Raw genomic sequence first — 17,985 nt, 5'->3', positions numbered from 1 at the left:
CATTCGCGGGCAAGCCTCGCTCCTACAGGATTGATGTTGTTCAGATGATTTTCCGAACGACATCAATCCTGTAGGAGCGAGGCTTGCCCGCGAATGGGCCTTTGCTTCACCGCAAAGTGAACGTCAAACCCTGAAGTGACTCACCATCATCTGCAACTGATTACCCAACCGCGCCAGTTCAACACTGGATTTAGCGGTTTCGTCGCTGGCAGCGGCGGTCTGTTCGGACACGTCGCGTACGTTGATGATGCTGCGGCTGATCTCTTCGGCTACGGCGCTTTGCTGTTCGGCGGCGGCAGCGATCTGCTGGTTCATCGACTGGATGTTGGACACCGTGCGGGTGATGTTTTCAAGTGATACGCCGGCCTTGCGGGTCAGGGCGACGCTGCTGTCGGTGAGGGCGCGGCTGTTGTTCATCACGGCGGACACTTGTTGCGTACCGTTCTGCAAACCGGCCACCAGGCCTTCGATTTCCTCGGTGGATTTCTGCGTGCGCTGGGCCAGGCCACGCACTTCGTCGGCCACCACGGCAAAACCGCGACCGGCTTCACCGGCACGTGCCGCTTCAATGGCAGCGTTGAGCGCCAGCAGGTTGGTCTGTTCGGCCACGGCCTTGATCACGTCCATGACGCTGCCGATCTTGTCGCTTTCGTGTTGCAGCACGCTCATGGCTTCGGTGGAACGCACCACTTCGCTGGCCAGGCGCTCGATCTGGGCGATGGCTTCGTTGACCACTTTGTCGCCTTCGCGGGCTTCGCCGTCGGCGGCGGCCGCTGCTTGTGAAGCTTCCTCGGCATTGCGCGCGACTTCCTGCACGGTGGCGGTCATCTCGTGCATGGCGGTGGCCACCTGATCGGTCTCGATCTTCTGGCTGTTAACGCCGGCGCTGGTCTGCCCGGTCACGGCGGACAGTTCTTCGGCGGCGCTGGCGATCTGGGTGACGCCGTCGCGGATACCGCTGATCAGGTCACGCAGGGTCACGCCCATGCGCGCGATGCCTTGTTGCAGCACGCCGAGTTCATCGCGGCGCGTCACTTTGACGTCCTGGGACAGGTCGCCGCCGGCGATGCGCTCGACCACTGCCAGCGTGTCGCGCAGCGGGCGGGTGATCTGACGGGTGATGATGACGGCGGCAATGATCCCGACCAGCAACGCCAGCAAGGTGCTGATCAGTTGCAGGGTGCGGGCTTGTGCGCTTTCGGCGTCACGACGGTCGAGCTGGATCTGATACAGCTGCTCACTCAGGGTCACGATGGCGGCGCCCTGATCGGTCATTTCCTTGCGCGCCTGCACAGCATCGTTGCTCGCGGCTTTATAAGCCTGCAAAGCGCTGCGGTAATTGCTCAATGCCGTTTCCAGTTGGCGCAACTCGTCCAGCATAGTGTCGGCGAATTGCACATTGAGCTGTTTCAGGCTGGCGATGGCCGCGTCCAGTTGGCCGACGGCTTTCTGCTCGGTCTCGGCGTTGGTGGTCGCGGTATAACCGCGCACTTCGTAGCGGGCCAGCATGAACGCTTCCTTGGCGGCGGTGATGGCCTGGAATTGTTCGAAGCGCTGATCGCTCAACGGCATTTGTTGTACGCGGGTACTGATGGCGTTGATCAGCGAATTCGCATTTTCCGCGTTGGCGCCCATGGCGTCGCGCGCGCTGTTGCCGGCGCGGTAGGCGCTGCGCATTTTGTTCAGGGACGTTTTGTACGCGTCAATTTGCGTACCTTGCTCTTTGAGCAGCTTGAGGTTTTCCGGGCTCTTGAACTTCACCAGCAGCGCTTGTTGCTGAGCGGCAAACGCATCCAGGGTGGTCTGGACGTTCTGCGCGGTGGTTTCATCGCCGTTGGTCAGCATGTATTGCAAGCGAACCACACGCAGTTTGGTCAGGCCGGCATTGAGCTGGGTGATGTCGCTCATCCAGTTGCTGCGGTCAATCAGGCTGCCCAGGCTCGTCCAGCCGGTCAGGGCGAGGACGCAGGTCAGTGCCAGGACCAGGCCAAACCCCAGGCCCAGTTTCATGTTCACGCTGATGTTGCCGAACCAGCTATTCATCAAATTCCTCCAGGAACGTTGCGCTTTTGGTCGTCGGTTGGCTGGAAGATTGTTGTTTTTGGTAGCCAAGGGTGTGTAGCAGGTCTGTATCGGCAGCAATCGCGAGAGCTGAAAGGATTTTGTCAGACGGTTCTGTAACAAAAGTTTTTGCAGGGGGCTTAAGCTTTTTTTCACATGGGTTTCACCGGCTGCCGACGCGAGCCTCTCTACCCTCGCGGCATCGAATGTAAGTGATGCATGCCGGTGAGGCGGCCTGATGTGGAATTGAGACTGAGTCTGTTCGGGGTCAAACGCTCGATTGATCTGAGCCGTTTTACCCGCTATCGAAACACCGCAGTGGTACTCGCCTCGGCGCTGTTGGTGATCCCGTTGACCGTCTGGCTATTGCGGCCTGCCGCCGTTCCGGACCTGGCCCATGGCAATGTCTCGGGCGCCCGGGCGTTGTTATCCGGTTGGGCCAAGGGCGACATGATTGTGCTGGTGCGCCATGTCGAGCGCTGCGATCACTCGACGGCCGCGTGTCTGACGGGCAATGACGGCATCACGGATCGTTCGCGCAGCGTCGCCGTGAGTGTCGGTGCGCAATTCGAAAGGCTCGGCCTGGGCGAGGCTGACATTTACAACAGCCCGATGATGCGGACCGCGCAGACGGCCTCCTACATGTTCAACAAGGTGAGTACTCATGAGGAGTGGTTGATCAATTGCAAGGGCACTATGTTGCGTGACGCGCTGGCGCACAAAGTGCCAGGGCGTAATCTGATTCTGGTGACCCACAGTGAATGCATGGCGCAGATCGAGAAAGGCCTCAAGTTGCCGACGGCCACTCTTGGCTATGGCGCCTCTTTGTTTATCTCCGCCGAATCGCTACAGGCGCCGCGAATGCTTGGTTATATCGAAGCTTCCGACTGGCGCTCGGTGACCAGCCAATGAGTAATCCCATGCGTTTTTACTATTTCAACTTCGGTATTCCATTGGCCTGCGCAGCCGTCGTTTTTCTGATGTTCGACATGACCAAAATCGACATCGCGTTCAGTAATCTTTTTTTTGATCCGCTGACCCAGACCTTCCCGCTCGATCAGGTTCACTTCTTTGAAAAACTCACCCATAAATGGGCGCGCATCATTCCGAACTGGACTGCTGAAATTGCCTTGATCGGCGCGATGCTGTCGTTTGTCTGGCCGCTGATCAACCCGCAAAAGCGTCCGCGTCTTGGCCGATTCCTGGAGCGGAGCAAAGCCGCTCCGGTGCTGAAGTTTGCCTATGACCATCGTCGGGATTTTCTGTTTGTGGTGTTCGCGTTTGCCATTTGCACCGGGGTGATCCATTTCCTCAAGGCGCACACCAGCGTGTATTGCCCAATTGAAACGACCCTGTATGGCGGGAAAATTGCCCACATGGAGTGGTACGAAAACTTCCAACTGTTCAGGGAAGCGGGTGAGGGGCGCTGCTGGCCGGGCGGGCATGCTTCGGGCGGGTTCACCATGCTGGCGTTGTACTTCGTGGCGCGCCGCTATCGCTGGCGCTATTCGAAAGCGCTGATGTACGGCTCGCTGCTGCTCGGTTTTGTCTACGGCACGACGCGGGTCCTGCAAGGCTGGCACTACATGTCCCACACGTTCTGGGCCGGGATCTTTGTGTGGCTGGCGTGTTTACTGACGGCGTTGGCGTTTTATGGGCGAGCGCGGCTGGATGTACCGGTGGATCAGATGACATCACTGTCGGCTGGCCGTCCGTCATCGCGAGCAGGTTCGCTCCCGCAAGGGAACGCGGTCCAGTGTGGGAGCGAGCCTGCTCGCGATTAACGATGACGCGGTATGCCTGCCTACTCCTGCGGATCAACGTTATCCAGTGCCTGGTTCACTGCCAGCTCTGCCAGCATGATGATCTGCGCAATGGCCAGCGCGGTGTTGCGCTGTGAACCATCGAGGTAGGTGGCTAAATCGCTGGTCATGACGCTGGCGGATGCCAATGACTCGCAGGCATGGGCGAGGAGGTTTTCAGTGCCGATGTCGGGAAGGATCGTGAAGAAGGGGCTGGGGCGGTATGGGGAGGTAGTCGGGGGATCGGGGATTAATTTGTCCATACAAATTTTCCTTTTGCGTTGGAGCCGCCGCTTGCCGTTTCTCACGCGGCTAAGAGGTGGCAGCTATGTGCGGGGTGAGAAAACCGGTTATGGACACCCGGGCCAGACCAAAGTCTGCCCGCACACAGCCGCCATAACGCATTTGCGGACAGCGGATAAGCTGGCGCGATTATGCGGTTACAGGCTCTGTATGACCATAAGTTGCCAGGTTCTCACACCCGATCACTGAGTTTTCAGTGACAAGCAAAGACTAAAGAGCCCGCTTCCGAGCAACAACCTTAAAAATCTGTGGGCGTTTTCTTCGTTTTTGGTAGGAGATGTCCTGCAATGACGACGACATTTTTATCGACAGTGAAGCCGCCATCGCGAGCAGGCTCGCTCCTACAGGCGACTGCGGTCGTACGCGTAATCCGTGAGCAAAGTCATCAAGCGGATGGCGTACGGTTACCGGGACAGCGAATTCTTTTTCATGAAGACCAAGAGCGTCTTTCCCGGTAATCCGTGAAGAACCAAAAAAAAAGCCCGCGGGAGGGCGGGCAAACCGTAGTTTCTTGAATGAGCGAGCGCAATGTACCGGTTGCCGGGGCGCGATGGGGTGAAGAAAAATTCATCTGCGCCGCGGCAAAGTCGGGGCTTACGGCAAATGATCGGCCGCAAAGTCCGCCTCCGACCGTGCCCGCAAACGCCCCTTGCGACAGGCTTGCTGGAAGCGTTCGAAGTCTTGGTCATTCTGTTCGGTATAGGATTTCGCATACTTGAACAGCGCATCGGCCAGTGCATCGCTTTTGCCGATATAACCGCTGATCTGCGCGGCATGCCCGGACGATTTGGCATGTGCACGGGCGAGGGCGCGGCCGCAGATTCGGCCATAGGCGGCAAAGGCTTCGGCGTCGAAGGTTTCCAGTTCGGCAGAGATTTTCATGTCGCGCAACTGGCGCACGTAAAAATGGCGACCGTTGGGGCCGGTGGTCCAGCCGAGGAACAGATCACTGGCGGACTGCATCAGCCGTTGACCATCGACCACGCGCTGGCCGTTGTGCCGCACGCGAGACTTGGCCTTCACGTAATCGGCGAGCACCGACCGCCGTGCTTCCTTGAATTGCAGGAACAACGGGAACTCTTGCTCGTCAGTCAGCAGCGCCACCAGGCAGCGCGTGCCGACACTGCCGACACCGACCACTTTGAACGCCAGGTCCTGAACATTGAAGCGCGACAGCAGCCCGCGCCGGTCGGCTTGCAGGGTCGCCCGATATTCGCTCATGAACGTCTCGTAGAGCGGTCGCCAGTCCGCGAGCCGCAGCCAGTCATCGTCGGCATCCAGCAGCGTGGTGTTTTTGTGCAGATGGAAAATTTCCGGCAGGTCATCGCGAATGATCAGACGGCCTGCGGCGTCACGTTCACTGATTTTCGGCAACAATTCGGCATGGGTGCGGCGTTCGGCTTTGGCGATGGCGCGCTCCACGTGCTCCAGCGTGGCTTTACTCGCCTGTTGCCGCAGATCGTCATAACTGATGGACTCGTACCAAGTCTCCAACGCGCTTTGCTCCGCGCATTCGAGCATCGTTTGCTGATACGCGGCGACCACTTCGCGGCAGACGTTTTCTTCCACGGTTTCGCCGTGGCGCAGGTCACGGGCGGCCACCATGAAACTCGCCACCAGACGTTTGACATCCCACTCCCAGGGGCCGGGATGGGCCTCATCGAAGTCATTGACGCTGAACAGCAGGTTGCGCTCTGGCGTGGCGAAACCGCCGAAGTTCATCAAGTGACTGTCACCGCAGATCGTCAACACCAGACCCATGTTCGCCGTGCCGGCCAGGTCGTGAGCCTGCAACAGCGCGTTGCCGCGATAAAAGGTGAATGGCGACACCAGCATGCGGCCGTAGCGCAACTCGACCAGAGAATTGACCCGTCCCTCGCTGGAGCGCTTGATCAGTGGCAGCGGGTCACGATTGGTTTTTCCGGTGGCCGCCTGAGCACTGCGAGGGCAGTTTTTTCGAGCGTCCTTGCCTTGCTTCAAGCGGTCTTTGAGGGTGGTCATGGCGACTCTGCGTTGTGGGCTTGTGCGGATTGAGTGTAGGAGGGCCATGAAACTTCGTTCATAGAAAAAAACGCAGAAAGCGTATGAATCGTGGCCTCACGCAAGCGAAACTCGCCGAACTTGCCCGATTGACGCGGCGCAAAGTCATTGCTGTGGAGAAGGGCGCTCTTTCGGTGAGCATGCTTGCTTACTGAAGAGCGGTAATTCGCCTTGGCCGAGGCTTCTTTGGTTACGGGTTCACGCTGTCGTTGCTGGTGTGCAACGACTGTCCACGGCGCAGGAAGACCTGGAGTGCGACACGTTGATGTAGTCTCGTTGGCGATTCTACTGGCACAAAAAAAGGCACTGGGAAAACCACCAGGAGCCTTTTTCTGAGCCAGGACATTACGTCGACCGAGAGTGGTGGGAGCTCAACAAAAAACACGACCAGTATGAGTAGACGTCCGGATCGTGGTACTGTTTTAACAGCCGGCTGATACCGAAATATTTTAGAAAAACAATAGGTGGAGCGCAGGGCTTTATTGTAAAGTATCGTCTAATTTAATAGTTGTTAAAAAAATAACAGTGGTCGTGCTGCAGCAAAGGATGTCGTCATGCTGGTTGTCTTTGTGGAAGAAATGGTGGAAGTTTGTGATTGATTTTAAAGTTAAGCCAGTCATGAATTCGAAGTGCCTGATTTTAGCCGGCTCTTTCGCTCTGGTCACTTGTTTTGTATTGTTGCTTTGTTCATTGTTGTTTCCGATATGGGAAACAAATGATGATGTTGCAATGTCGATGATCGCTCATGGTTACGGTATTGCATCCAGTGGTTCTCCACCGACTCTTATGTTTTCAAACGTTTTGTGGGGGTACTTTGTACGATTTATTCCGGAAGTTAATGGTGTATTAGGTTATTCCATTGCTACCATGGGGACTCTGGTTGTAGTTGGGGCGTTTGTTGTTAATGGGCTGTTCCGGCTTGGCGTGAGTTACTTGGGTTGTTTGTCTGTATTAGTACTTTTGCTTGCGCGCCCAACACTTTTTCCTCAATTCACCATTAACTCTGGTTTTTTGATGGTGGCCGCCTTTGTCTGCTGGCATTTGTATGAGAGGGAACGTGATTTTCGAATGTTGGTGTACGGCTGTGTTCTAGCCTTTTTTAGCTATATGATTAGAAGTCATGAGTTTTTGCTGGTGCTTCTCGTTGCATGGCCGCTACTTCGCTGGAAAAAAATACTTTTACTAAGACAGGCGAAAATTTCTTTTGTTGTTCTCGCTTTGGCGGTGGCAGTAGCAGCCTTCATCGACCACCGAGCCTATCAGGGCGACGAATGGGGAGCATTCAGTGAGCTTAACCCAGCGCGCGCCCCTTTTACGGATTTTGGTGCTGCAGAAAACCTTAAACAGCGGCAGGATATTCTATCGCACCATAGTTACAGTTCTAATGATGTAAGCCTGATAGAAAACTGGTTTTTTGTGGATTCAGTTGTTGCAAAGCCGCAAGTATTACAGGCAATGCTGGACGAGTTGGGCGCCGTGCCGACTCAGGACATTGCACTGGGTAACGGTTGGTTAGGAATCCAGGTCTTGTGGCATCCTGTGCTCTTGGTTTCTGTATTGGCTGCGTTATCGTTGCTATTAATCAGGCCAAGTTGGCGATTGGCGGTAAGTTGGGGTTTGTGTGTTTCTGCGATGTTTGCATTTGGGTTGTTGGGGCGCCCTGGGATCTTGCGGGTATATGTTCCACTTGTCGGCTTGCTGTTAATTGCTCCGTTTTTTACTGTGATGGCTTCGGGGTGGCGCAAGAAGTTGAGTGTCGCTATCCCGCTTGTGGCTGCGTTGATCACGGTGGTAAATTTATATCCGGAAGTTGAAGGCTCAAAAAATAGAATAGTAGCAGCCAGTGAATCTTTTCACGACTTCCCTGATTACCCGATAGTTGTATGGGGTGTTGGCGTACCCTTTGAAGCTATTTATCCTGTAATGGGCGCTGCAACGACGGCGATGCAGTATCAGTTTTACGGTCTTGGCGTTTCTACGCTTGCGCCTTTTTCAGTCGCTTTTTCAGAGGCTGCAGGAGGTCGAGGGATGGTTGATAAACTTCTGGATAAGACTGGAGTGCCCGTGATATCCAGTGAAAAGATGCTTGAGTATCTTGATATTTATTGCGGTGAGCATCATGGCGGTGTCTTAAAATATTTAAGCACACAACAGTTCGGTCCTTATGTACTGAATAGGGTCCGATGCGAAATCCTGAAGTAGTCGTGGGTCATGTACTCATCAAATCGTTTGCTATGGCGCACCGCGTATGGAGGTGTGGCGTTTTAGGTGGTTGGCCGAATCGAATGGAGAGCGCCCAGGTAAAAAAGCCGTAAAAATTCAATTTTCCGAGGATTTGCGGCTTTCTTTATTTTCAGCGACAACGCGTGATCAAGGCGTTGCTATAGCCACCCCTTGTGACTGATGGCGATGTGGGGGGTAGATGTTGCAACGAATGCGCGATCCTGAAGAGACGCTGCTCCTTTCGTCAGGCTGCCTGGCGACTGATCAACGAGCGAAGCCCAACCATGCGGACACAAAAAAGGCACTTGCGATAATCGCCAAGTGCCTTTTTTGTCTAGCTTGTTTGGTGGAGCCGGGGGGATTTGAACCCCCGTCCGCCAGTACTCCGCTGTCGGTACTACATGCGTAGCCGTGTCTATTAAGTTAACCCTCAGCGACCCGACGGGCAGGGTGCTTTGGGCGAGTTGTGTAAGTTTTAGCCGCTTCGTCCACAACGTACTGCACGGCGATTCTGTTCTATATGACAATCACTTTGGGTTTACAGACATCCCCTGATGATTGCTGGACCCGAAGGTACCAGAAGGGAAGGGCTAAGGCTGCTTACGCAGCGAGAGCGTATTCCCCGTAGGTTTCGTCATTGGCAACTATAAGAAGTTGCAACAGTGGATTTACGAGTTCTGTTACCAACTCGGCATGCACCTAAAGTTTCGCGACCGGCGTCGAATCCTAAACGGCCCCGTGCCTGTTGCTCTGTGAATCAAAGTGAGCAGCAAGCCTGCGCAGTGTACGCCAACGTGGCTCAGAAGGCCACCCGGTGCTTGGCGCGAGTGATCATGAGTTGGGATCTTTGCTCAGTTTGCCAGCGACAATGCCTGGGTGGCCTCGGTGACGCATTTTTTGTCGTCCCCGGCAGCTTTTGAAGCTTCGGCGCTGGCCAGCAGTCTTTTGATCTCCATTGTGGTGTTGTCAGGGCTCGCCGGCAGTGCATTCACTTTGGCTTTGAGCTGTTGCAGCTTGCTCGTACACAGGTCGTTGTCCGCTGCAAATACGGGAGAAGCCAACAGTGCAGCAGACATGAGCAAACCAGCGATCGCGGTACGTTTCATGGATATTTCCTTGTACGGGTAGTCTCGGTGCTGCCATAGGGACGGGGGCTCGGCCGAGGTCGAAAAACAAGCCACGATTGATCGGCCCTAACTAAAAGACTACGACGCTGCGCAAGAATTCGCTTTTCACCCAAAGGCTATGGAAAAAAGGTCCATGCATGCCCAAGCCCCAGAAGCAACAAAACCCGCAGTTAGCGGGTTTTGGTTTGTTTCGCATTGGGTGGAGCCATCCTGAGCGCTCCCTGGCCTGTTGCTCTGTGAATCTTGATGAGCAACAAGCCTGCGAGTTGAACGCCAGGAAAGCCCACCCGAAGGTCTGCATTGTGCCGGGTTACTTCCCGCCTTTGTTCGCGTCCTTGATTTGCTTGATCGTTTGTTCTGTCTCGGCGATGCAATCGTCAGTCCCTTCCTTGGTGCCTTTTGCCTGATCGGCTTTGGCTTGCTTGACGCTGTCCATTACCTGATCAGACATTTCTGGAGGAGTCTGTGCCCTGGCATTTTCGATGGTTTTAATGTTGACCGCACAGAGGTCTTCAGCGGCAAACGAGGGGGATGCCATCAGCGAGACAGTAACGAACAGACCTAACAGTACAGAACGTTTCATGAGTATCTCCTTGAACTGAGGGCTCAGGTGTTTACCGGCCATCAGAACGGGCTGCCGAGGTTGGGTAAGGCCCGGCTATGTCCGGGCTTAACCAGTGGACTACGACGATTTGTCAGGGTTCTATTTTTCTTCAGATGCCCCTCGGCTGTGTGACCCTATCCACCAGATAGACCAGCCCGTGGTAGTCGATTCCGCCATGTTGCGTCAGACCGATCTCACAGGTGCGGCTGGTCGAAATCCCCTCGCTGCACTGTTGCACCGCGTCCTTGAGCGTACGCAGCGAATGGGCGTTCAGCTCCGGCGTGGTGAAGCCCTTGTCGCCGGCAAATCCACAGCAGTGAATGCCTTCGGGAATGACCACGTTTTTGCTGCACTTGCGCGCCAGATCAATCAGCGCCTGGCTTTCCCCGAGGTGCTGAGTGCTGCACGTGACATGCACGGCGATGGGCGCTTCCTGCGGCGTGAAGTCGAGACGATCCATCAAATGCGTACGGATGAAACGCACCGGGTCGTACAGATCCAGTCGAACATCTCCCAGGTCCTGAACCAGTCGCAAGGTACAGGGGCTGGTGTCGCAGTAGATCGGATCGAGCCCGCCACGGCTGGCGTGCAGTAATGCGCCAATCAGTTCCTGGCGCTTGTGTTCGGCCTGTTCGGCGTAGCCCTTGGAGGCAAACGGCTGGCCGCAGCAGAGGCTGTCCTGATTGTCCGGAAAGACTACCTGGTAACCGGCTTTTTCCAGCAGGCCACGGGTTTTGTCGTACAGCGACATTTGCTCTTTATCACCGGCCGCAGGCCCCATGACCCGCGAGACACAAGCAGCCAGGTACACCACGCGAGGGCGCTCGTCCGACACGATCGGGCTGAAGCGAATGGCTTTTTCTGGCTGCGGCATGGCGTTGGTCCATTGTGGGACCTGGCCTTTGGACAACTTCGTCAGCGTTGCCGAAAGCTTCGCCAGACGTGGCGCCCCCAGCAGCATCCGCGCGCCATTGGCCACATGCAGGGTGAAACGGGCGCCTTGCAGCGCGGTGGCGAAATTGCCTTCCAGCCAGTTGGCAGTTTTCGTATGCGTCGCCTTACGGCTGCGAAGCTTTTTCACCAGTTCGCCAGTGTTGATTCCTACAGGGCAACGCTGTGCGCACAACCCGGTGGCGGCGCAGGTGTCGATGCCCTGGTATTCGTAAGCGGCTTCGAGTTCCGTGGTGTCCACACCGGCACGTTTTTTTGCCTGAATGTCTCGCCAGATCACAATGCGCTGGCGCGGGCTCAGGGTCAGGCCTTTCGACGGGCAGACCGGCTCACAAAAACCGCACTCGATGCACTTATCCACAATCTCGTCGGCGGCCGGCAACGGCTTCAGGTGTTTGAGGTGAATCTGCGGATCGTCGCTGAGCACCACATCCGGATTGAGAATGCCGTTGGGGTCGAGCAGGCGTTTGAGCTGCCACATCAACTGGTAGGCATCGCTGCCCCATTCCAGCTCCACGAACGGCGCCATGTTGCGACCGGTGCCGTGCTCGGCCTTCAGCGAACCGCCGAATTCCACCGCGACCAACTGCGCCACGTCGTCCATGAACGCCTGATAGCGTGCGACTTCTTCCGGGTTGTTGAAGCCTTGGGTGAAGACGAAGTGCAGATTACCTTCCAGCGCGTGTCCGAAAAGGATCGCTTCGTCGTAGTGATGCTTGTCGAACAACTCGATCAGACGATTCACGCCGATGGCCAGTTGCTCTACCGGGAAGGTCACGTCTTCGATGATCACCGTGGTGCCGGTTTTGCGCACCGCGCCGACGGCGGGGAAGGTGTCCTTGCGAATGGCCCAGAGGCGGGCGTTCTCGATTGGGTCTTCGGTGAAGTCGACCTGTTTTTCCACTGGGAACGAAGTCAGCGACGCCATGATTTGCGCCAGTTGCTCGTGCAGCAAAGTCGACGACGCGGCGCGGGATTCGATCAGCAGCGCGCAGGCATTGTTCGACAGGTGCTGTACGAAATCCGGCATGCCGGGTTTGTTCTGCACTGAACGCAGACTGCGACGGTCGAGCAGTTCCACGGCCGACACCGGTTGGCTTTTCAGCACGGTGACGGCGTTGCAGCAGGTCTCCACATCCGGGAATACGATCAGTGCCGAGGCCTTGTTCGGGTGGTCGATCACCGTGTCGTAGGTCACGGCACTGATGAACCCCAGCGTGCCTTCGGAACCCACCAGCAAGTGGCTCAAGATATCCACAGGCTCGTCGTAATCCACCAGGGCGTTAAGTGACAGGCCAGTGGTATTTTTCAGACGGTATTTGTGGCGTATTTTTGCAGCCAGTTCGGAATTGGCGCGGGTCTCGCGGCCCAGTGTCGCTAAACGTTCAAGCAACGCTGCGTGGCTCTCACGAAACGCCGCTACACTCGCCGCATCTTCGGTGTCGAGGCGGCTGCCGTCGGCGAGCACCAGGCGAATACCGGCCAGCGTGTGATAGGTATTTTGCGCCGTGCCGCAGCACATGCCGCTGGCGTTATTGGCGACGATACCGCCGATTTTGCAGGCGTTGATCGAGGCCGGGTCGGGACCGATCTTGCGTCCGAACGGCGCCAGCCACGCGTTGGCCTGCGCGCCGATGACGCCCGGCTGCAGACGGATTTGCGTGCCGTGGCCGCGGATCTCGCGTCCGTTCCAGTTATCCCCAAGCACGATCAGCACCGAATCGCTGATGGCCTGGCCGGACAGGCTGGTGCCGGCGGCGCGGAAGGTCACCGGAACCTGATCCCGTTGCGCCAGTTTCAGCAGCGCCACCACTTCATCTTCAGACTCGACGCGGATCACCAATTGCGGAATCAACCGGTAGAAACTGGCATCGGTGCCGAACGCCAATGTCGACAGCGGGTCGTCGAACCGTCGTTCTTGAGGTATCAGTTGCTGCGCATCTCGCAGGAAAGTCGCCGGTAGAGTCATTGGTCCTCCAGGATCAAAACCACCAGGTCTTTCGGGCCGTGGGCACCGTAAGCCAGGACTTGTTCGATGTCGGCCGTTTTCGACGGGCCGGACACCAGCAGCGCGTTGGTCGGCATGCCGTGAGCCCAGTTGAACTCCTGCTGCACCTGATAGAAGTTGTCACGGATTTCACTGGCCTTGAGCAGGGCGAAATGTACGGGGGGCACCAGGCTCATCAAGCGCGGTTCTTCCCGCGTCGGCCAGAGAATCAGACTACCTGTGGCGGCGATTGCGCCGAGGGTGGTGGTCAGGCTGGCCGGTGTGTCGTTGAACAGCTCGGCTTTCCATTCTTCCACCGGGCGGTCGTAGGCCTTGAGCGTCGGCAAGCCAGGATTTTTCGCCCAGTGCTGAGTGACACGTTGACCGTGCGGCGTCGTCGGCGCGATCAACAGGCTGGGCAGCTGACGATCCTGCAGCAACTGAGCAAGCAACGAAGGCCAGGCTTCGCCGGACGTCAGGTGGATTTCTGTGTGCACCGCTTCCATCAGTTTGCGCAGCTGCGGAATGCGTTGTTCGGGTGCGTAGGTGTACGGCGCTGTCACCAGTTCGACGTCGAACTCGTCAGGCACGGGCGTTGTGCCGGTCAGACTTTTCCGTAACTTGGCGAGGATGTTTTGCTTGGCGCTCATCAGCGATCTCCCTGTTTGGCCAGATGCTCGCGGGCCATGTCGTGCAGTGAGCGGGCAGCCGGTTTCGGGGCGCTGTGGTTTTGCGTCCAGGGGCCGACGTTGCTCGGTGCGAGGGCACGCAGACGCGTGGCGACAAAGCCGAACAGTCGATACAGCGTCGGTGAGCTGTTGAGTTTCGCCCAGGCATTCCAGATAAAACGCTCCTTGCGCGAATACTTGCTGCCCTGGCCGCGCATCACTTGATGCGGGCTATCCGGGGCTTTGACGTTCTCTTCCCGCAGGCGTCGCAGTAGGGAAGGGATAGGAATTTTTACCGGACAGACTTCGCCGCAAGCACCACACAGCGATGACGCACTCGGATGATCCGGGACATTCGCCAGGCCGACCATGTGCGGCGTGATGATTTTTCCGATAGGCCCAGGGTAAACCTCCCCATAAGCGTGGCCGCCGATTCGAGTGTAGACCGGGCAATGATTCATACAGGCGCCGCAGCGAATGCAGTTCAGGGTCTGGCGCAATTCACTGTCGGCAAAGGCCTGGCTGCGACCGTTGTCCAGCAGCACAAGGTGCACTTCCTGCGGGCCATCGAGTTCATCGGCCTTGCGTGGGCCGGAGATCATATTGACGTAGGTAGTGATCGGCTGGCCGAGGGCCGAGCGGGTCAACAGTGACACCAGCGGCACCACGTCACGCAGGTTTTCCACGACTTTTTCGATGCCGGTGACCGCGATGTGTACCGGCGGCACCGTGGTGGTCATGCGCCCGTTGCCTTCGTTCTCCACCAGCAGCAAGGTGCCGGTTTCGGCCACGGCGAAGTTGACGCCTGAGACGCCGATGTCCGCTTCGAAGAATTTCTGCCGCAAGACTTTGCGACCGATCTGAATGAGTTGGTCAACGTCCTTGGTGTATTCCACGCCAAGTTTGTCATGGAACAAGGACGCGACCTGACCGGCATTCTTGTGGATCGCCGGCATAATAATGTGTGAAGGCTTCTCGTGGTCGAGCTGGACGATGTACTCGCCCATGTCCGATTCCAGGCATTCAATGCCCCGTTCAGCGAGGAAATGGTTCATCTCCATTTCTTCGCTGACCATCGATTTGCCCTTGATCACTTGCCGCCCCTCGTGAGCGCGGATGATCGAGAGGACGATGCCATTGGCTTCGTCCACCGTTTCCGCCCAGTGCACTGTCACACCGTTGCGGGTCAGGTTCTGTTCAAGTTGCTCGAGCAGGTCGGGCAACTTCGATAACGCACGGGCGCGGACAGCGTTGCCCAGCGCTCGCAAATGTTCTCTTTCATGGGCATCGCTGAAGGACGCTGCCCGTTTTGTCATCAGAGAGTCCATCGCAGTGCGAAAGTTGTTTCGCAGTTGCTTGTCACCCAATGCCGTGTGAGCACGGGTGCGGAAATCTTCTTCTACGGCAACCGTAGGAATAATCGCGGAAGCGTTCATTGAACACCTCCGGTGCGCTGCCAAAGGAAACTGGCCAGGTGTTGGCCGCGCAACGCTTCCTTCTGTTTCTCCAGCGAGCCGTTTATGTTCATCAGGCAACCGCAATCGGCACTGAGTACCTTGTGCGCACCGGATTCCTTCAACGCCCGGGTCTTGTCAGCCACCATCGCGCCGGAAATGTCTGGCATACGGACGCTGAAAGTCCCACCGAAGCCACAGCATTCACTTTCATGGCTGTGCTCGACTCGCTCCACATTTCCCAACTGCGCCAACAACTCGCGGCCGTGCAAGTGGGTGTTCATCTCTCGGCGTGCCGAACACGATGTGTGCAATGCCACTTTGACCGGTTCGCCGCTGTCCTTGAGCTGCACCTTGCAGACAAACAACAGAAACTCGGCCAACTCATACGTCCGGGCCGCCAGGGCCTGAATCTGTTTCAACGTTTGCGGCTCGTCCTTGAACAAGTCGGCATAGTGCTCGCGCAGCATGCCGGCGCACGATCCCGACGGCACCACCACCGGATAATCTCCGGCGAACAGCGCCAGTTGCGCGCGCGCCACGGTCCGGGCCTGGTCGGTGTAACCGGAGGTGTAGGCCGGTTGCCCGCAGCAGCTTTGCCCTTGCGGGTACTCGACACGAATGCCTTCGCGTTCCAGCAGGTGAATCGCATCCATCCCGGCTTCCGGGTAGAACAGATCAACCACGCAGGTCCCGAACAGGTAGACCCGTGCCGGTTTTTCGCTGGGATATTGCCGAGGCTTGGGCAGTGGCGGGGCGACGCGGGTCGCGTTCGGCACGGCGTTGTAAAAAAGCTCGCTCATCAGGCGTGTCTCCGGGTGGTCCCGGTTATCCGTCCGCTGAGGCTGCTGAATATAGAGAGAGATTCTTTCAGCAGCCTTACAGACCGGGTTGTGAATAGCTGACGCCGGAATCGTGGTCCGGCGTCGGTTTTTGCGTTTTTTCGTGTAGTACTTAGTGCACCAGCATGCCGGTGAACCAGTAGGCCTGAGCCAAGGTGATCAGGCCGACGATGGTTGCGAAGAACAGGCTGTGCTTGAGGGTGAAACGGAACAGGTCCGATTCCTTGCCGACCAGACCGGTCGCGGCGCAGGCCACGGCGATCGATTGTGGCGAGATCATCTTGCCGGTCACGCCGCCGCTGGTGTTTGCCGCCACCAACAAGGTGTCGTTGACGCCGATCTGGTGCGCGGTGGTCGCTTGCAACGAGCTGAACAGCGCGTTGGACGAGGTGTCGGAACCGGTCAGGAACACACCCAGCCAGCCGAGGAACGGCGAGAAGAACGGGAACGCCGCGCCGGTGCCTGCTAATACCAACGCCATGGTCGACGACATGCCCGAGTAGTTGGTGACGAAGGCAAACGCCAACACCATGCCGATGGACAGGATCGGCCAGCGCAGCTCGTAGAACGTCTCTCTAAAAGTGGTCAGACCAGTTTTGATGTTGATCTTCAACACCAGCATCGAGATCAGTGCGGAGAAGAAAATCGCCGTGCCGGTCGCGGAAATCGGATCGAGTTTGAACACGGCCGGGATGGCGGTCGGAGCGGTCACGATTGGTGCGACCTTGATCACCATTTGGTCCAGGTGCGGAATGGCGAAGTTGAACACCCAGCCGTACATCGAGCCGCCGGCGGCGAACATCGCCTTGAACGGCTTCAGGGTCCAGATGGTGACCAGCACGGTGAGGATCAGGAACGGTGACCAGGCTTTGAAAATTTCACCGAGGCTGTAAGGCGAGGCCACGGTTGTGCGCGGCTGACCGAAGCCGCCGGCGCTGGCGGTCACAACGGAGGCCGAAACGGCACCGACGATGTGTTGGCCTGCGGCGCGTTTCGGCTGCCAGACTTTCAGGAACAGCGTCAGGGAGATCAGGCTGGCCAGGGCCGAGGTGATGTCCGGCAGTTCCGGGCCGATGAAGTTCGACGTGAAGTATTGGGTGATGGCGAAGCTCAAACCGGCCACCAGTGCTGCTGGCCAGGTTTCCCGCACGCCGCGCAGGCCGTCCATCATGAACACCAGCCAGAACGGCACGAACAGCGACAGCAGCGGCAGTTGGCGACCGGTCATGGCGCCGATCTTGAACGCGTCGATACCGGTCACTTGCCCGGCCACGATGATCGGAATCCCCAAGGCGCCGAAGGCCACTGGCGCGGTGTTGGCGATCAGGCACAGGCCTGCGGCGTACAGCGGGTTGAAGCCGAGTCCTACAAGGAGGGCGGCGGTAATCGCTACCGGTGCGCCGAAACCGGCTGCACCTTCAAGGAATGCACCGAAGCAGAAACCGATCAGCAGCACCTGCAAACGCTGGTCGTCGGTGATCGACAGGACGGAGCTGCGAATCACCTCGAACTGACCACTCTTGACCGTCAGTTTGTAGAGGAACACGGCGGCGACGATGATCCACGCAATCGGCCACAGGCCGTAGGCGAAGCCATACCCGGCGGCGGCGAATGCCATATCGACCGGCATCTGGAACGCGAAGATGGCCACCGCAATGGACAAGGCCAGCGTGATGCTGCCGGCCACGTGCCCTTTGAGTCGGAACACGGCCAACGCCAGGAAGAAAAACACGATGGGGATAACGGCTGCGAGCGCGGAAAAGCCGAGGCTGCCGAGCGGGGTATAGAGCTGTTGCCAGGTTTGCATATGGGGTGGCCCCTAATTGTTGTTGGTCAGGCACTGATCAGCGTTCTTGGATAATTGGTAATACCAATTTACAATCGCTGTTCGCTAGGGTAAAAGCCTTGTAGGCGGCGTGTCAA

13 protein-coding genes, 1 other RNA gene and 2 pseudogenes are annotated in these 17,985 nt (G+C 57.4%); 4 read left to right on the top strand and 12 right to left on the bottom strand.

The features are described from left to right. Window positions 1-123: 123 nt before the first annotated feature. Both KGB25_RS30605 and KGB25_RS30600 read right to left on the bottom strand, forming a co-directional pair. Entirely contained in the window at window positions 124-828 is a 705-nt protein-coding gene (locus tag KGB25_RS30605; protein ID WP_404943245.1) for a methyl-accepting chemotaxis protein, read from the bottom strand. A 201-nt stretch (window positions 829-1,029) separates the two neighbouring features. Further along, a pseudogene (locus KGB25_RS30600) lies at window positions 1,030-1,908 on the bottom strand (methyl-accepting chemotaxis protein); the annotation flags it as partial. 393 nt (window positions 1,909-2,301) lie between these two features. On the opposite strand from KGB25_RS30600, the gene KGB25_RS15065 reads away from it, so the two are divergent. Both KGB25_RS15065 and KGB25_RS15060 read left to right on the top strand, forming a co-directional pair. After that, complete coding sequence (locus tag KGB25_RS15065; RefSeq protein WP_223435491.1) at window positions 2,302-2,973, top strand: histidine phosphatase family protein; 672 nt, start codon at window positions 2,302-2,304, stop codon at window positions 2,971-2,973. A gap of 8 nt (window positions 2,974-2,981) precedes the next feature. After that, on the top strand, window positions 2,982-3,845 hold the full coding sequence (locus tag KGB25_RS15060; protein WP_008029852.1) for a phosphatase PAP2 family protein: 864 nt from the start codon (window positions 2,982-2,984) through the stop codon (window positions 3,843-3,845). A 20-nt stretch (window positions 3,846-3,865) separates the two neighbouring features. Here the strand turns inward: KGB25_RS15060 and KGB25_RS15055 are convergent, their stop codons facing one another. Together KGB25_RS15055 and KGB25_RS15045 are read right to left on the bottom strand one after the other, a co-directional pair. Then, window positions 3,866-4,126 carry a DUF6124 family protein gene (locus tag KGB25_RS15055; RefSeq protein WP_008029850.1) on the bottom strand — a complete coding sequence of 87 codons (261 nt, stop codon included), beginning with the start codon at window positions 4,124-4,126 and terminating at the stop codon, window positions 3,866-3,868. A 634-nt stretch (window positions 4,127-4,760) separates the two neighbouring features. Continuing rightward, the gene (locus KGB25_RS15045; RefSeq protein ID WP_223435490.1) at window positions 4,761-6,167 is read right to left on the bottom strand and encodes a DUF2252 domain-containing protein; all 1,407 of its coding nucleotides are present in this window, start codon (window positions 6,165-6,167) and stop codon (window positions 4,761-4,763) included. An 83-nt stretch (window positions 6,168-6,250) separates the two neighbouring features. On the opposite strand from KGB25_RS15045, the pseudogene KGB25_RS15040 reads away from it, so the two are divergent. Together KGB25_RS15040 and KGB25_RS15035 are read left to right on the top strand one after the other, a co-directional pair. Beyond that, window positions 6,251-6,358: pseudogene (locus KGB25_RS15040) on the top strand (transcriptional regulator); the annotation flags it as partial. A 439-nt stretch (window positions 6,359-6,797) separates the two neighbouring features. Next, window positions 6,798-8,408 carry a hypothetical protein gene (locus KGB25_RS15035; RefSeq protein ID WP_223435489.1) on the top strand — a complete coding sequence of 537 codons (1,611 nt, stop codon included), beginning with the start codon at window positions 6,798-6,800 and terminating at the stop codon, window positions 8,406-8,408. A 365-nt stretch (window positions 8,409-8,773) separates the two neighbouring features. On the opposite strand, the gene ssrA is transcribed toward KGB25_RS15035, so the two are convergent. The 8 genes from ssrA to KGB25_RS14995 all read right to left on the bottom strand — a co-directional run bounded on the left by ssrA (window position 8,774) and on the right by KGB25_RS14995 (window position 17,869). Then, window positions 8,774-9,167: a transfer-messenger RNA gene (ssrA, locus tag KGB25_RS15030) on the bottom strand. 113 nt (window positions 9,168-9,280) lie between these two features. Then, complete coding sequence (locus KGB25_RS15025) at window positions 9,281-9,535, bottom strand: hypothetical protein (RefSeq protein ID WP_008036550.1); 255 nt, start codon at window positions 9,533-9,535, stop codon at window positions 9,281-9,283. A 331-nt stretch (window positions 9,536-9,866) separates the two neighbouring features. Beyond that, window positions 9,867-10,139, bottom strand: coding sequence for a hypothetical protein (locus KGB25_RS15020; RefSeq protein ID WP_008036547.1), 273 nt, complete (start codon window positions 10,137-10,139; stop codon window positions 9,867-9,869). 130 nt (window positions 10,140-10,269) lie between these two features. Then, window positions 10,270-13,080, bottom strand: coding sequence for an FAD-binding and (Fe-S)-binding domain-containing protein (locus KGB25_RS15015; RefSeq protein WP_223435487.1), 2,811 nt, complete (start codon window positions 13,078-13,080; stop codon window positions 10,270-10,272). After that, entirely contained in the window at window positions 13,077-13,748 is a 672-nt protein-coding gene (locus tag KGB25_RS15010; protein ID WP_008036540.1) for a lactate utilization protein C, read from the bottom strand. The genes KGB25_RS15015 and KGB25_RS15010 overlap by 4 nt, the downstream gene beginning before the upstream one ends. Next, window positions 13,748-15,202, bottom strand: coding sequence for a LutB/LldF family L-lactate oxidation iron-sulfur protein (locus KGB25_RS15005; protein ID WP_192227686.1), 1,455 nt, complete (start codon window positions 15,200-15,202; stop codon window positions 13,748-13,750). The genes KGB25_RS15010 and KGB25_RS15005 overlap by 1 nt, the downstream gene beginning before the upstream one ends. After that, window positions 15,199-16,023, bottom strand: a complete 825-nt coding sequence (locus KGB25_RS15000) for a (Fe-S)-binding protein (protein ID WP_223435484.1) — start codon at window positions 16,021-16,023, stop codon at window positions 15,199-15,201. Before KGB25_RS15000 ends, KGB25_RS15005 begins: the two co-directional genes overlap by 4 nt. Before the next feature lie 151 nt (window positions 16,024-16,174). Then, entirely contained in the window at window positions 16,175-17,869 is a 1,695-nt protein-coding gene (locus KGB25_RS14995) for a lactate permease LctP family transporter (protein ID WP_223435482.1), read from the bottom strand. Between the last annotated feature and the right edge of the window lie 116 nt (window positions 17,870-17,985).

The sequence above is a fragment of the Pseudomonas sp. BF-RE-21 genome (assembly GCF_019947305.1).
Classification (GTDB): Bacteria; Pseudomonadota; Gammaproteobacteria; order Pseudomonadales; family Pseudomonadaceae; genus Aquipseudomonas; species Aquipseudomonas migulae.
The sequence above is the reverse complement of the archived record's forward strand: the minus strand, read 5'-3'. Positions and strand labels throughout refer to the sequence as shown.